The organism is Nitrosomonas sp. Nm132 (assembly GCF_900100485.1).
In the GTDB taxonomy this organism is placed as follows: Bacteria; Pseudomonadota; Gammaproteobacteria; order Burkholderiales; family Nitrosomonadaceae; genus Nitrosomonas.
In genome coordinates this window covers 91279-105698 of sequence record NZ_FNDH01000003.1, presented here as the reverse complement: position 1 = coordinate 105698, position 14420 = coordinate 91279, and the positions used below count along the sequence as shown (strand labels likewise).

The 14420-nt window shown below is 44.4% G+C and carries 14 protein-coding genes; all 14 read left to right on the top strand.

The genetic code is table 11. From position 1 onward, the window contains the following. Nucleotides 1–30 precede the first annotated feature (30 nt). Nucleotides 31–1443, top strand: coding sequence for a 3-isopropylmalate dehydratase large subunit (gene leuC, locus BLP80_RS02170; protein WP_090539788.1), 1413 nt, complete (start codon nt 31–33; stop codon nt 1441–1443). A gap of 34 nt (nt 1444–1477) precedes the next feature. Continuing rightward, nucleotides 1478–1606 (top strand): entericidin A/B family lipoprotein, encoded by a 129-nt coding sequence (locus tag BLP80_RS02165; RefSeq protein ID WP_143002206.1) that lies wholly within the window; start codon nt 1478–1480, stop codon nt 1604–1606. A 7-nt stretch (nt 1607–1613) separates the two neighbouring features. Next, entirely contained in the window at nt 1614–2252 is a 639-nt protein-coding gene (gene leuD / locus BLP80_RS02160) for a 3-isopropylmalate dehydratase small subunit (RefSeq protein ID WP_090539699.1), read from the top strand. Between the two features lie 30 nt (nt 2253–2282). Next, a complete protein-coding gene (gene leuB / locus BLP80_RS02155; protein ID WP_090539697.1) occupies nt 2283–3344 on the top strand; it encodes a 3-isopropylmalate dehydrogenase in 1062 nt (353 codons plus the stop codon). A gap of 177 nt (nt 3345–3521) precedes the next feature. Next, the gene (gene asd, locus BLP80_RS02150; protein WP_090539695.1) at nt 3522–4634 is read left to right on the top strand and encodes an aspartate-semialdehyde dehydrogenase; all 1113 of its coding nucleotides are present in this window, start codon (nt 3522–3524) and stop codon (nt 4632–4634) included. A 704-nt stretch (nt 4635–5338) separates the two neighbouring features. Further along, on the top strand, nt 5339–7165 hold the full coding sequence (locus BLP80_RS02145; protein ID WP_176754234.1) for a motility hub landmark protein FimV: 1827 nt from the start codon (nt 5339–5341) through the stop codon (nt 7163–7165). A 74-nt stretch (nt 7166–7239) separates the two neighbouring features. Further along, nucleotides 7240–8079 carry a tRNA pseudouridine(38-40) synthase TruA gene (gene truA, locus BLP80_RS02140; RefSeq protein ID WP_090539691.1) on the top strand — a complete coding sequence of 280 codons (840 nt, stop codon included), beginning with the start codon at nt 7240–7242 and terminating at the stop codon, nt 8077–8079. A 23-nt stretch (nt 8080–8102) separates the two neighbouring features. Beyond that, nucleotides 8103–8744: a phosphoribosylanthranilate isomerase gene (locus BLP80_RS02135; RefSeq protein ID WP_090539689.1), complete on the top strand. Its 642-nt coding sequence runs from the start codon at nt 8103–8105 to the stop codon at nt 8742–8744. After that, nucleotides 8731–9930: a tryptophan synthase subunit beta gene (gene trpB / locus BLP80_RS02130; protein ID WP_090539687.1), complete on the top strand. Its 1200-nt coding sequence runs from the start codon at nt 8731–8733 to the stop codon at nt 9928–9930. Before BLP80_RS02135 ends, trpB begins: the two co-directional genes overlap by 14 nt. 96 nt (nt 9931–10026) lie before the next feature. Next, on the top strand, nt 10027–10857 hold the full coding sequence (gene trpA, locus BLP80_RS02125; RefSeq protein WP_090539685.1) for a tryptophan synthase subunit alpha: 831 nt from the start codon (nt 10027–10029) through the stop codon (nt 10855–10857). A 6-nt stretch (nt 10858–10863) separates the two neighbouring features. Then, nucleotides 10864–11760 carry an acetyl-CoA carboxylase, carboxyltransferase subunit beta gene (accD, locus tag BLP80_RS02120; RefSeq protein ID WP_090539684.1) on the top strand — a complete coding sequence of 299 codons (897 nt, stop codon included), beginning with the start codon at nt 10864–10866 and terminating at the stop codon, nt 11758–11760. Between the two features lie 100 nt (nt 11761–11860). Further along, on the top strand, nt 11861–13144 hold the full coding sequence (folC, locus tag BLP80_RS02115) for a bifunctional tetrahydrofolate synthase/dihydrofolate synthase (protein WP_090539682.1): 1284 nt from the start codon (nt 11861–11863) through the stop codon (nt 13142–13144). A 36-nt stretch (nt 13145–13180) separates the two neighbouring features. After that, entirely contained in the window at nt 13181–13840 is a 660-nt protein-coding gene (locus tag BLP80_RS02110) for an SPOR domain-containing protein (protein ID WP_090539681.1), read from the top strand. 41 nt (nt 13841–13881) lie between these two features. Continuing rightward, entirely contained in the window at nt 13882–14376 is a 495-nt protein-coding gene (locus BLP80_RS02105; RefSeq protein ID WP_090539679.1) for a CvpA family protein, read from the top strand. Nucleotides 14377–14420: the final 44 nt, after the last annotated feature.

The window sequence follows — 14420 nt, the reverse complement described above, 5'->3', positions numbered from 1 at the left end:
AATGAACTTGTTCTTTTGGAATATCGTAAGATGAAGACTTTATATGACAAACTTTGGGAAAGCCATGTGGTGCATGCGGAATCAGACAAACCGGACAGCATGGTTATTCTTTATATTGATCGCCATCTGGTGCACGAAGTAACCAGCCCTCAGGCGTTCGAGGGATTGAAATTGGCCAGGCGCAAACCCTGGCGAGTGAATTCGATTCTGGCTGTAGCCGATCACAATGTGCCCACGACCGACAGAAGCAGAGGTATTAAAGATCCTACATCGCGCCTGCAAGTGGAAACGCTGGATCAGAATTGCGAGGAATTAGGTATTACCGAGTTCAGAATGAGCGATCAACGGCAAGGTATCGTGCATGTCATTGGTCCGGAGCAGGGTGCGACGTTACCAGGAATGACGGTAGTATGTGGAGATTCACATACCAGTACCCATGGTGCCTTTGGTTGCCTTGCCTTTGGCATCGGGACTTCCGAAGTAGAGCACGTGCTGGCTACTCAGTGTCTGTTGACTAAAAAATCCAAGTCGATGCAGATATTGGTCGAAGGCAAGTTGGGATATGGCGTAACGGCTAAAGATATTGCGCTGGCGATTATTGGCGAGATCGGTACGGCAGGGGGTACAGGTTACGCGATTGAATTTGCAGGTAGCGCTATACGGGCGCTGAGTATGGAAGGGAGAATGACGCTTTGCAATATGGCCATTGAGGCTGGTGCGCGTGCAGGTATGATCGCGGTGGATGAAACTACGATTGAATACATTAAAGGACGTCCTTTTGCACCGAAGGGTGCAATGTTGGAACAAGCAGCTTCCTATTGGCGCACCTTGAAAAGTGATGAAGGAGCGATATTCGATCGTGTAGTAAAACTGGAGGCAGAGCAAATTAAACCTCAGGTGACGTGGGGAACCTCTCCTGAAATGGTGACTTCAATTGAAGGGCGCGTGCCTGATCCTGCTTTGATAGTTGATCCAATCAAGCGCCACGATACTGAGAATGCTTTGAAATACATGGGGCTTTTACCCAATACGCCGGTTCGTGAAATTCTTCTTGACAAGATTTTTATTGGCTCATGTACCAATTCACGAATAGAAGATCTGCGGGAAGCTGCAATGATATTGAAAGGTAAGCACATTGCTCCTAATATCAAGCTGGCGCTCGTGGTTCCGGGTTCTGGTTTGGTAAAATCTCAAGCTGAGCAGGAGGGGATCGATAGAATTTTCCGGGAGGCAGGGTTTGAATGGCGCGAACCGGGCTGTTCCATGTGCTTGGCCATGAACGATGACAGACTTATGCCTGGCGAGCGCTGTGCTTCTACATCGAATCGTAATTTTGAGGGAAGACAGGGACCAGGGGGAAGAACGCATTTGGTCAGCCCCGCAATGGCAGCGGCAGCAGCAGTGGCTGGTCATTTCGTCGATGTTCGCACAATGAATGAATAGTTAAAGGCTCTATTTTTTATTTAAGGAGACATGAATGAGGGTGTTGTCTGTATCGATTGCATTGCTGATGACTGTTCTGCAGTTGTCTGGTTGTCATACACTGCAGGGGGTTGGTAAGGATATTCAGCGGGGTGGCGAGGTAATCGAGAGGTCTGCTCAGTAAACAAAAGATGAAGAAATTTGAACATTGCAGAGGACTGGCGGTCCCACTTGACCGTGCTAATGTAGATACGGATGCCATTATTCCCAAACAATTCCTGAAGTCGATCAAGCGTTCTGGTTTTGGTCAGAATTTATTTGATGAATGGCGCTATCTTGATCGGGGCGAACCGGGAATGGACGTATCGCAGCGTAAAATCAACCCTGATTTTATACTTAATCAGCTTCGCTATCAGGGTGCGCAAATTCTGATTACACGCGATAATTTCGGTTGTGGATCAAGTCGGGAGCATGCACCCTGGGCACTTCAGGATTATGGCTTCCAGGTGATCATTGCGCCGAGTTTTGCGGATATCTTTTTCAATAACTGTTTTAAGATAGGTTTATTACCCATCGTGCTTGATTCAAACATCGTGAATAAGCTGATTGATGAAGTCGTAGCTACGAATAGCTATTGCCTCTTTGTAGATTTGGCGACCCAGACGGTGACGACGCCGGGTAATGAAACCTACAATTTTGATATCGATCCATTCCGAAAATATTGTCTAATCAACGGATTGGACGAGATCGGTTTGACCTTGCAGCATGCCGATGAAATTAAACAGTTTGAAGAAAAGCGACGGAAAGAACAGCCATGGTTGTTTGCCTGAGATGAAATTTCCGTTTCGGAGAAGAATAATATGAAAATTGCTGTTTTGGCTGGTGACGGGATTGGTCCGGAAATTACTACCCAAGCTGAGCGAGTATTGATGGCGCTTAGAAGTGATGGACTAAAGCTTGAGCTCGAGTCTGGTTTACTGGGTGGGTGCGCAGTGGATGCCGCTGGTGAGCCGTTTCCGGAAGTAACCCGTAGGCTTGCTACCGAAGCAGATGCTGTGCTGCTGGGCGCTGTGGGTGGCCCAAAATATGATAGCTTGCCTCGTGAGAAACGTCCCGAACAAGGGCTGCTTGCTATTCGTAAGGAGCTTAACCTATTTGCTAATCTACGGCCAGCTATCTTATATCCTGAATTAGCCAGTGCTTCGACGTTGAAACCTGAAATTGTCTCTGGGCTGGATATCCTGATTGTCCGTGAATTGACAGGTGATATTTATTTTGGTCAACCCAGAGGGATTGAGCAACGAGATGGTCAGCGTGTAGGTTTTAACACCATGATTTATAGCGAGGCTGAGATACGCCGAATTGCGCATGTCGCTTTTCAAGCAGCACGCAAACGAAAAGGTCGGCTATGCTCTGTGGATAAAATGAATGTGCTGGAGTGTACCCAATTATGGCGTGATGTGGTTACTGAAACGGCTGCGGTGTACCCGGATGTAAACCTTTCCCATATGCTGGTCGATAATGCCGCAATGCAGTTGGTGCGTGATCCCAGGCAGTTTGATGTAATCGTGACGGGTAACATGTTTGGCGATATTTTATCCGATGAAGCTTCCATGCTGACTGGCTCAATCGGTATGCTGCCATCTGCATCGTTAGATGATCGAAATAAGGGATTGTATGAGCCGATTCATGGATCTGCGCCGGATATTGCAGGGAAAGACATAGCCAATCCGTTAGCAACGATACTATCAGTAGCGATGATGTTACGTTACTCTTTTGCTCAGGAAGACGTTGCTTTACGGATTGAGAACGCAGTTAGAAAAGTGTTGGCGCAGGGTTTTCGTACCAATGATATTTACGAGCCTGGCATGAAAAAAGTTGGTACGATAGAAATGGGTGATGCTGTACTGGCAAATTTATAGATATGCTACAGGTAGGCAAATAAGTCACGGAAGCGATTACAGATTTATCTGCCCATTTTTAATTTGGATTTAGGCTTTTACAACTTGTAATTCATCTCGTTGATCAGCATTAATAGTCAAGAACTACCCAAGATTAAATAGACAAGATCATTCAGCGTAAGGGTTATAGAAAACTAAATGAAACAAGTAGGTTTTGTAGGTTGGCGTGGTATGGTGGGATCCGTTCTTATGCAGCGCATGCGTGAAGAAGATGATTTCTCATTGGTAGAACCAGTTTTTTTCACAACTTCCCAGAAAGGTGGGAGGGGGCCAGATATCGGTAAAGAAACACCCTCCCTTAAGGATGCATATGATATAGCAGAACTCAAGAAGATGAATATCATCATATCCTGCCAGGGAGGTGATTATACCAATGAGATTTTTGGTAGGTTACGCGAGTCTGGATGGAAAGGTCATTGGATTGATGCTGCATCGACACTTAGAATGAAAGATGATGCTGTCATCATTCTTGATCCCGTCAACATGCCTGTTATCAAGCAAGCCTTGCATGATGGCGTGAAGAATTACATAGGTGGTAACTGTACCGTGAGCTTGATGCTGATGGCAGTGGGTGGTTTATTCGAAAAAAACATGGTCGAATGGATGAGCGCGATGACCTATCAAGCAGCCTCGGGTGCAGGCGCCCAGAATATGCGGGAGTTGCTTCAGCAAATGGGCGAAACCCACCGTGTGGCAGAGAATCTGTTGAGTGATCCAGCTTCAAATATTCTGGATATCGACCGTGAAGTTGCAGAAAAACTGCGTGACAAAAAATTTCCTATTGAGAATTTTGGCGTACCTCTGGCGGGAAGCTTGATTCCTTGGATTGACAAGGAGGTTGCTCATGGGCAGAGTCGTGAAGAGTGGAAAGGTCAGGCAGAGACAAATAAAATCCTGGGGCATATCAATGAACCTGTGCCAGTTGATGGTATCTGTGTCCGGGTTGGTGCAATGCGTTGTCATAGTCAAGCATTGACGATCAAACTTAAGCATGATATTCCGTTGGATGAAATCGAGGATATCATCGCTCAGTCAAATGATTGGGTGCGAGTCATTCCTAATGAGCGGGAAAGGACAACAAAAGAACTGACGCCAGTTGCTGTTAACGGCAAGCTGGATGTTCATGTTGGCCGATTGCGTAAGCTTAATATGGGTGGTGAGTATCTTTCCGCATTTACAGTGGGCGATCAGCTACTGTGGGGAGCAGCAGAGCCGTTACGTAGAATGCTACGGATACTGATCGAGAATTAAAATAATTCTTTCTCAAGAAATGAAGGGAAGAGATGTTGTTTTTTATCTTCCCTGATCATTGGAATTACTTGGATTGGCCTGTGATACAGGATAATTCTTATTTTTGTAAGTAAAGTCGGTGGTAGCATGCATCCTATTCCAAGAAATGTGAGGATATCTCTGTGAATAAGATTTATTTTAGAGCGTGTTGGTTAATAATTTTGCTCATGTTGCCTTGGCTGGCTTATGCAGCTGGGCTAGGGAAATTAACTTTAGGTTCGTCTCTAGGACAACCGCTTAAAGCAGAGATAGAGCTCGTTTCTGTAGTCGAAGATGAGATACCGTCTTTGACGGCGCGTGTGGCCTCACCTGAAGCTTTTCGTCAGGCGGGCGTGACTTATGCGCCTTATCATGCCTCGTTGAATGTTTCGGTGGAGAAGCGCGTTAATGGTCAACCTTATATTAGAGTTACTTCACCGCAAACAGTCGATGAGCCATTCGTAAATTTACTGATAGAGCTAAGCTGGTCATCGGGGCGTTTATTGCGCGAGTATACCGTTCTGCTTGATCCAGCCGATACACAAACAGTCGCGTCAGCTAAACCGATAATCCAGCGAACGCCTGATCTGCCCCAGACGACCCTAGCATCGAGTGAAGCTATCCAACCACAAAGTAGTACCGATCAGAGATCAGTGGGTAGTGGGGTGACTTCATATAAGCAGGGAATGAGTGCTTATGGTCCTGTTGCGCGAGGCGATACGTTGATTAAAATCGCTAAGCAAATTACGCCCCGGGGAGTTGATCTTAATCAAATGCTGGTTGCGCTTTATCAAGCAAATCGAGATGCTTTTTTCGAAAAAAATATGAATTTGCTGAAGGCCGGGGTAGTTCTGCGTGTTCCCGATCAAAATGAAATTTCTGCTATTGGTCGAATAGAAGCAAATCGTGAGATTAAGATGCAAGCTGCTGACTGGCATGCTTACCGACAAAGAATGGCTGATGCGGCAATGGGTTCCTCATCAAAGGCAGAATTGAGGCGATCTGCAGCAGGAAAGATATCCACGGCTCTTGCGGAAGAAGGCCCTGCAGTAAAAAATAAATCACCTGAAGAAGTATTGATCGTTTCAAAAGGTGAGCAGCTTGAAAGCGCTCAAGCTATTGGGAATCTTAATGGGGAAAAAGCCGACGCTGCACAAGACTATCTACAAATGATGGAGGAGGATACCATCGCTAAAGATCGTGCTCTGAAAGAGGCCAATGAACGGGTTACTTTATTGGAACAAAATATTGAAAGATTACAGCGCCTGATCGAGATTAAGGGCACAGGCATGACGGAAGCTCAAATCCAGGCAGAGCAATCTGTCGCGCAAGCGGAGTCAGCGATAATGTCAGCGCCGCTTCCGCCAGCTGAAGCAGCTTCCGGAGATTTAATAGATTCAGCGCCAATACATGAAATAGATCATGTTGAGCGCTCTGAGAAGATCATGCCGACGCCGCCTGTTATTCCAGAGCGGACGGCGGACCAAGTTCAACCACCTACTTCTTCCGAAGCGATAGAGATTGCTTTGCCTGATCAAATTATGGGTTTTATTACAGATAATTTGGAATTAGTGGGAGGGTTGCTTGTGGTTCTGCTCATGAGTTGGCTGGGTATATCCATTCTTCGCCGAAGAAGAGAGAGAAGTGACGATATGGATGATGCTTTTGAGTATGCTGGAGCAGTTACGAAAGACAATATGGCTGCCTCATGCATGGCAGAATTAACACCGGCGCCAGCGAAGGGTTTGGATAATGTGCAGGATGGGAAAAAAGATTCAGTATCTAAATTTTTTGAAAATTCTAGATCGAGTGCTGAAGAGTCAAAAAGTAATCTATCCGAATCTTCTTCTAGGTTCTTTTTTGGCAAAAACATAAATGAAAGATATTTTGTCAATGATCGAAATGCCGATTCGGATCATGATCATGCCAAAATTGAATTTGACCAGGTGGAAGATATTTCTACTGGGCCAAATCATGAAATCAAATTTGATATGGCAAATATTGACAATGATTTATCGATTGTCCCGGCAAACCGCGCTCAAGATACGAATGAGTCCGAAATACTGGTAACAAAAGGGGAGCCTATATCCAGTCATGAATTTGCTTTGAATCTTGAAGCTGATCAAACGGATAAGGAGGTTTCTTTAGAGGAGAGAAATATACCATTCAGTATAGATTTTCCAGGCGCTTTAAAAGCGTCTTCCGGATCAGTGACAGCGATGGATGAGGTAGAATCTTTATCACCACGCGATGATGCAAAATTAACTAAATTTAATTTTGCCGATATTAAACTGGACTTGGATGACGAACCTGAAAAGATAAATAAAGATGTCGTCCATGCCAAAGATGAAGGTACGCCCTGGAATGAGATTGCTGTAAAAATTAATCTGGCGAAGGCTTATCTTGAGATGGATGATAGGGAAGGCGCCAAAGAGATCCTGGAGGAAGTTATCCATGAGGGAGATGAAGAGCAACAAGTTGTCGCAAGATCAATGTTGGAAAATCTAAAATAGTAATTTATTGAAATTTCAAAGCACTCTGATTACGATATCTGGAAACAGATGAGCATTTTGGTTGTTATATTCTTGTGAGAATAGCCTTAATTCTAGAATATAACGGAGAGCGGTATCATGGCTGGCAAAGTCAACCTGCCTGCATCTCGATTCAAAGTGAGCTGGAGGCTGCATTATCCAAAATTGCTTGTCATAGAGTTGGAGTCGTTGCAGCAGGTCGGACAGATGCGGGCGTTCATGCATTGTACCAAGTGATTCATTTTGAAACGACCGTGCGACGGCCTTTGAGCGCATGGGTGCGAGGGACTAATGCGCTATTATCTGATGATATTGCCGTATTGTGGGCATCAGAAGTTGGTGAAGGGTTTCATGCACGTTTTTGTGCTATTGAGCGGCGTTATCTTTATTGCTTGCTGAATCATCCCATCCGTCCTGGGATCTATCAAAGAAAAGTCGGGTGGTTTCATAAGCCATTGGATCTTGAAAAAATGCAACAGGCAGCAGGCATGTTGTTGGGTGAGCATGATTTTAGTGCCTTCCGCACAGCCGAGTGTCAAGCGAGGAATCCGGTACGAAATTTAACCATGCTAGAGATTGCGCAATATGACCACCTTTTCATTTTTGAATTTCGTGCTAATGGCTTCTTGCATCACATGGTACGTAATATTGTTGGTAGCTTAGTTTATATTGGTCAAGGTAAATATTCTCCTGTATGGATACAGATGTTACTGCAAAGTCATGATCGAACACTTGCTGCGCCGACATTCTCTCCTCACGGGTTGTATCTAGCAGGGATTACTTATGATACTAAATGGAATTTGCCCACTTTTAATCCATCTCCATTTGCGACTATTATGCTGGGCGCCAATCGGTCAGGTGGGGAGATAGAGGAGAGCAGGAAACTCAGCGGGTAAATTTACGTAATTATATAAAAAAGATGGAGAAGAATTTTGTATCGGTTCGTGTCAAGGTTTGTGGTATAACCCGAGTTGAAGATGCATTGGTAGCAGTACAGCATGGAGCGGACGCAATTGGATTTGTATTCTGGCCGCAGAGTGCGCGTTTTATTTCGCCCATTCAGGCACGCGAGATAGTATTGCGGTTGCCACCTTTTGTGAGTGCGGTGGGCGTTCATGTTGATCCTTCTCCAGAATGGGTAGAAGAAACTTCCACCATAGCTGGCGTGAATCTGCTGCAGTTTCATGGAGAGGAATCACCCGAATTTTGTGACCAATTTATGTTGCCATATATTAAAGCTTTGCGTGTCAGGGAGGGGATGGATTTGTTACAATACGGAAAGCTTTACCAAAATGCCAAAGGATTACTATTAGATACCTATGCGGCAGGGATGCCAGGTGGTACCGGTCAGGTATTTGACTGGAATTTGATTCCATCAGATTTTCCTCTGCCACTTGTGCTTTCAGGGGGGCTTAATCCTGATAATGTGGTAAATGCGATTAGACAAGTTCGGCCATGGGCCGTGGATGTATCCAGTGGCGTAGAAGTCGCGAAGGGTATTAAGGATGTGAACAAAATTTCTGCTTTTATGCAAGGAGTCAAGAATTGTGAAGATTTATGATCTTCCTGACAAGCAAGGGCATTTTGGCCCATATGGTGGAACATTTGTAGCAGAAACACTGATTGCAGCACTTGATGAATTACTTGCTCAGTATCGGCACTTTCGGGATGATGCCGATTTCCAGGCAGAATTTAATCATGAACTCAAACATTACGTCGGGCGACCTAGTCCAATTTATCATGCCAAGCGCTGGTCAGCGCATCTTGGTGGTGCTCAGATCTTGCTTAAGCGAGAAGATCTGAATCACACAGGGGCTCATAAGATAAACAATACCGTGGGGCAAGCATTACTGGCAAAACGCATGGGCAAAACGCGAGTGATTGCTGAAACGGGTGCGGGCCAGCACGGTGTTGCAAGTGCGACCGTTGCTGCGCGCTATGGCATGGAATGCGTCGTTTATATGGGTTCGGAAGATGTGAAGCGTCAGGCAACTAATGTTTATCGAATGAAGTTGCTTGGTGCTACGGTGATACCAGTTGAATCTGGTTCTCGTACACTTAAGGATGCACTAAATGAAGCGATGCGAGATTGGGTGACTAACGTTGAAAATACCTATTACATTATTGGAACGGTTGCCGGTCCGCATCCCTATCCAATGATGGTACGGGATTTTCAAGCCGTTATTGGACGGGAAGCCAGAGTACAAATGGAAGAGGAGTATGGACGCCAGCCCGATGCATTGATTGCCTGTGTAGGAGGTGGGTCAAATGCTATTGGTTTATTTTATCCTTACATAGCGGATAACAATGTTCGTATGATTGGTGTGGAAGCTGCGGGTAAGGGAATCAATACCCATCAACATGCTGCCACCTTGGTGACAGGCAGGCCGGGAGTCTTGCATGGTAACCGTACTTACCTGATTCAGGATGATAATGGTCAGATTATCGAAACGCACTCTATTTCTGCCGGACTGGACTATCCTGGTGTGGGGCCTGAGCATTCATGGCTCAAAGATTGTGGTCGGGCCGAATATGTGGCAATAACGGATGATGAAGCTCTGTCAGCCTTTCATGCCTTGTGTCGTTTTGAAGGAATCATTCCGGCGCTTGAATCCAGCCACGCTCTAGCTTATGCGGCTAAATTTGCTCCTTCTCTCGGCAAAGACAAATTGCTGCTGGTTAATCTGTCGGGACGGGGGGATAAGGATATGGTTACCGTAGCACAACAGTCCGGGATAGTATTCTAAATTGAATTTTCTTTAAGAAAGATTCATCAATGACAATTATTCCTGAATCCAAAAGCAATCCTAACTTTGCGTCCACTAGATAATACTTATTTGAAGATGAATCGTATTGCATCGACTTTCTCTGCATTCAAAGCCCAAAATAAAAAAGCACTGATTCCATTTATTACTGCGGGTGATCCAGAACCGGTAATGACAGTTATGCTGATGCATGATCTGGTGCAAGCAGGGGCTGATATTATTGAGCTAGGAGTACCATTTTCTGATCCTATGGCAGATGGTCCGACTATTCAGCGTTCATCCGAAAGGGCGTTGCAGCATCATGTTGGTTTAAAAGATGTGTTGGCGATGGTAGCTGAATTTAGAAAAACAAATACGGCAACTCCTGTGGTATTAATGGGTTATGCTAATCCAGTCGAGGCGATGGGACGTGGCAATTTTGCAGTGGCGGCAAAGGAAGCCGGGGTGGATGGTATTTTAATTGTTGATTATCCGCCGGAGGAATGTGAGGAATGGGTGCAGCAACTCAAAGATCAAGAGATTGATCCTATTTTTTTATTGTCGCCGACCACACCTAAAGCTCGAGTAGAGAAAGTAGCGAAATTGGCAAAAGGTTTTGTTTACTATGTGTCATTGAAAGGTGTCACAGGAGCCTCACATCTTGATTTAGGTGAGGTACGCGATAAACTGGCAGAGGTGCGTGCATGCATCTCTATTCCTATTGGAGTGGGTTTCGGGATCCGGGATAGAGCCGCAGCAAAGACAGTGGCGGAGCTGGCTGATGCAGTGGTTGTGGGAAGTCGTATTATTGAAGAAATCGAAAATTCCACTCGCTCTGCTTTGTTGGATAATGTTAGTAACTTAGTGAGATCTCTGCGTGCTGCGCTTGATGAAATTAATAATACGAGTATCTCAAATGATGAGTGTTAGAAAGCTATGAGCTGGTTCCAACGCATTATTCCCCCTAAAATCAAGCGTAAAGAAAATGGTGAAAAGAAGGCGGTGCCAGGAGGATTATGGAGTAAATGCGCTTCTTGTGAGGCAGTATTGTATTGCACCGATCTGGTTAAAAACTTAGATGTTTGTCCTAAGTGCGCTTATCATAATCGTATTTCTGCCAGAAAACGAATTGATATATTACTGGATCCGGAAGGGCGTAAAGAAATCGGAGCGGAAGTAGCGCCTCAAGATCCACTCAAATTTAAAGACAGTAAGCGTTATACCGATCGATTGACACAAGCCAATCAGAGTACGAATGAAGATGATGCCCTGGTAGTCATGCAGGGTAATATCAAGGCGATACCAGTGGTTGTGGCAGCTTTCGAGTTTGGTTTCATGGGGGGGTCCATGGGATCTGTCGTAGGTGAACGCTTTGTCCGTGCTGTACAAGTATGTATCGAGCAGCATTTGCCTTTTGTGTGCTTTGCAGCGAGTGGAGGTGCGCGCATGCAGGAAGGACTGTTCTCCCTGATGCAGATGGCAAAAACATCGGCGGCGCTTACCCGACTGAGTAAAGAGAAATTACCTTTTATTTCGATATTGACTGATCCGACCATGGGTGGTGTATCAGCGAGTTTTGCTTTTATTGGAGATATCGTTATTGCCGAGCCGGGGGCGTTAATTGGTTTTGCAGGACCGCGTGTAATTGAGCAAACGGTGCGTCAGACACTTCCCAATGGTTTTCAGAGAGCTGAATTTTTGTTAGAGCATGGTGCAGTGGATTTAATTGTCGATCGTAGAGGGATGCGTGAGAAGTTAGTTAATTTATGTACATTGTTAATGCGTACACCGGTTTCCGTATCTCAGCAAACGGTAATGCCCTCTCTTGATTAGAGAGAAATTTGATACGTAATTATATTAATGTTAGATCTGATTGGTGGATAGCATAACCCTATAGCTATTCAACAATCTTTAGCCTCGTTGAGATATCTCGATGGCGGAAAAAACCGCAAAACCCACTTCGTTAACTGATTGGTTGTTGTACCTTGAACATCTTCATCCCAAAGTCATTGATATGGGGTTGGTTCGGGTAAGGCAGGTGAAAGACACTGTGGGTCTTATTCCCACATTTCCACTTATTGCGGTCGGAGGTACCAATGGAAAAGGTTCAGCCTGTGCCATGCTTGAATCAATTCTCAGTTGTGCTGGGTATCGCGTGGGATGTTATACCTCTCCTCATCTGCTGAAATATAACGAGCGCGTTCGTATTGAACAAAAAGCAGTCTCAGACGAGGAGCTTTGTTACGCTTTTGATGTCATAGAATCAGCAAGGCTTCGTTGTGATACCTCTTTGACCTATTTTGAATTTGGGACCTTGGCGGCAATGCATTTGTTCACTCAATCCAAAGTGGATGTCGCGATTTTAGAGGTAGGATTAGGCGGGCGTTTAGATGCTGTCAATGTGTTTGATGCAGACTGTGCCATCCTGACTAATATTGATTTAGATCATATGGATTATCTCGGTAGTACACGGGAAGAAATCGGAATTGAAAAGGTAGGTATTTTTAGGAAAAATAAGATTGCTATCTGTGGTGAGCCAAATCTTCCGGAAGTCGTACGTAAACAGATCAATGCAATAGATGCAAAATTTTTTTGTATTGGTGATGATTTTAATTATAAAGTTGACAATATTCAGTGGGATTATAAGGGACCAGTAGGTGGCTATTCTTCCTTACCCCATCCTGCCTTACGTGGAATTTATCAATTAAAAAATGCCAGTATCTGTTTAACTGCATTGGGTGTGCTCAGAGACAAACTGCCAGTTACTGCAAGTGATGTGCGGCGAGGTCTGCTGGAAATATCCTTGCCAGGTAGATTTCAGGTTTTACCAGGAAAACCAGCAACGATTCTAGATGTAGCGCATAATCCTGCGGCTGCACGGGTACTGGCTGATAATCTTGGCGCTTTAGGCTTTCATCAGTATACTTATGGGGTTATTGGAATGTTGAAGGACAAGGATATTGCTTCTGTTGTGCAGGCTTTGAAAAAGTATGTGGACACATGGTTGGTAGCAAGTACTGATATAGCTCGTGGTGCTTCATCTGATGAAATTATTCAGGCATTAAAAAAAATCGGAATAACAAATGAGGATAAGATTCATGCTTTTCCAAATGCCATGACAGCTTATGTATTTGCTCGTGAGCATGCTACTGAAAATGATAGAATATGCGTTTTTGGTTCGTTTTATACAGTAAGTGCTGTATTAGCGGTATTATAGAGGAACTAAGTTATAAATGATCAAAAGGTAACTCAAATGGTCAGAAATATTAGTGAAGAAGAAGCACTGCTGAGGAAACGTGCGCGAAGACGTGTAGTGGGGGCTGTTACATTAGTCATCTTATCGGTTGTATTTTTACCAATGATTCTTGACAGTGAACCTAAACAGGAGCAGCAAGAAGTTGATATTCTTATTCCGTCTGAGGATTTGGCAAGTGAATCCTCTCCTTGGATGATGCCTGGCGAATCACTTGATCATGATATCAATGCAAATACGAGATCAGAAGAGCCATTGCCATTCAGTACGCCAGAGTTTTCACAGACAGATGAGGAATCGGCTGAATTGTATAGTACTTCACGTATCCCCATACCTTCTTCCAAACCCCAATATACCAAACCTACAACTCAAGTTACTAGAACTGATTCTCCGAAAGGCGATTCTGCAAAAATGGGTTCTCCAAAAGCTGAAGGAGCGTTTGTAATCCAGTTGGGCGCATTTGCTGATGCGACTAAAGCAAAGCAACAACAACAAAATCTTGCAGCTAGCGGCGTTAATGCTTACATTGAGACCATAAAAGTAGGCAATAATGAAATGGTCCGCGTGCGTGTTGGTCCTTTTCCAACACGGAAGGCAGCGGAAGAAGGGTATGAGCAACTAAAGAAAATAGGATTGAGTGGTGTTGTGACAAGTAGATAATTTGAGCCTATTCATACTCATCTTATTTCTAAGTGACGGTAATGACTATTTTTGATTATATTGTTCTAGGTATAGTTTTTGTTTCTGTCCTTCTTAGTATCACCCGTGGTGTCGTACGTGAAGTAGTATCGCTGCTTGGTTGGATCATTGCTTTCTTTGTGGCAAGTCACTATGCGGTAAATTTTGAGCCGTTATTACCGCAAACCATTGAGGATGAGTCATTACGTATGTTGATTGTGTTTGTGATGACTTTTTTTGTGGCTTTAGTAGTAGTTATGGTGGGGTCAATGCTGTTGTCTAAATTGGTCAGAAGCGTTGGCCTCGGTCTTATTGATAGGGCTCTAGGTGCTGTATTTGGTTTTTCACGTGGATTGTTAATTGTTCTATTTATGATATTGACTGCTGGTTTTACCAGTTTGCCGCAACAATCTTTCTGGCAGCAGGCCTTATTGAGGGAACCACTAGAAATGATGGCGACACAAGCTATTCCCTGGTTGCCACAGGATCTCAAAGAGCATATTAGTTTTAGTCGATGATCAAGACGTATTCCTGAGATTGATTAGCTAAATCCACTAGTCAT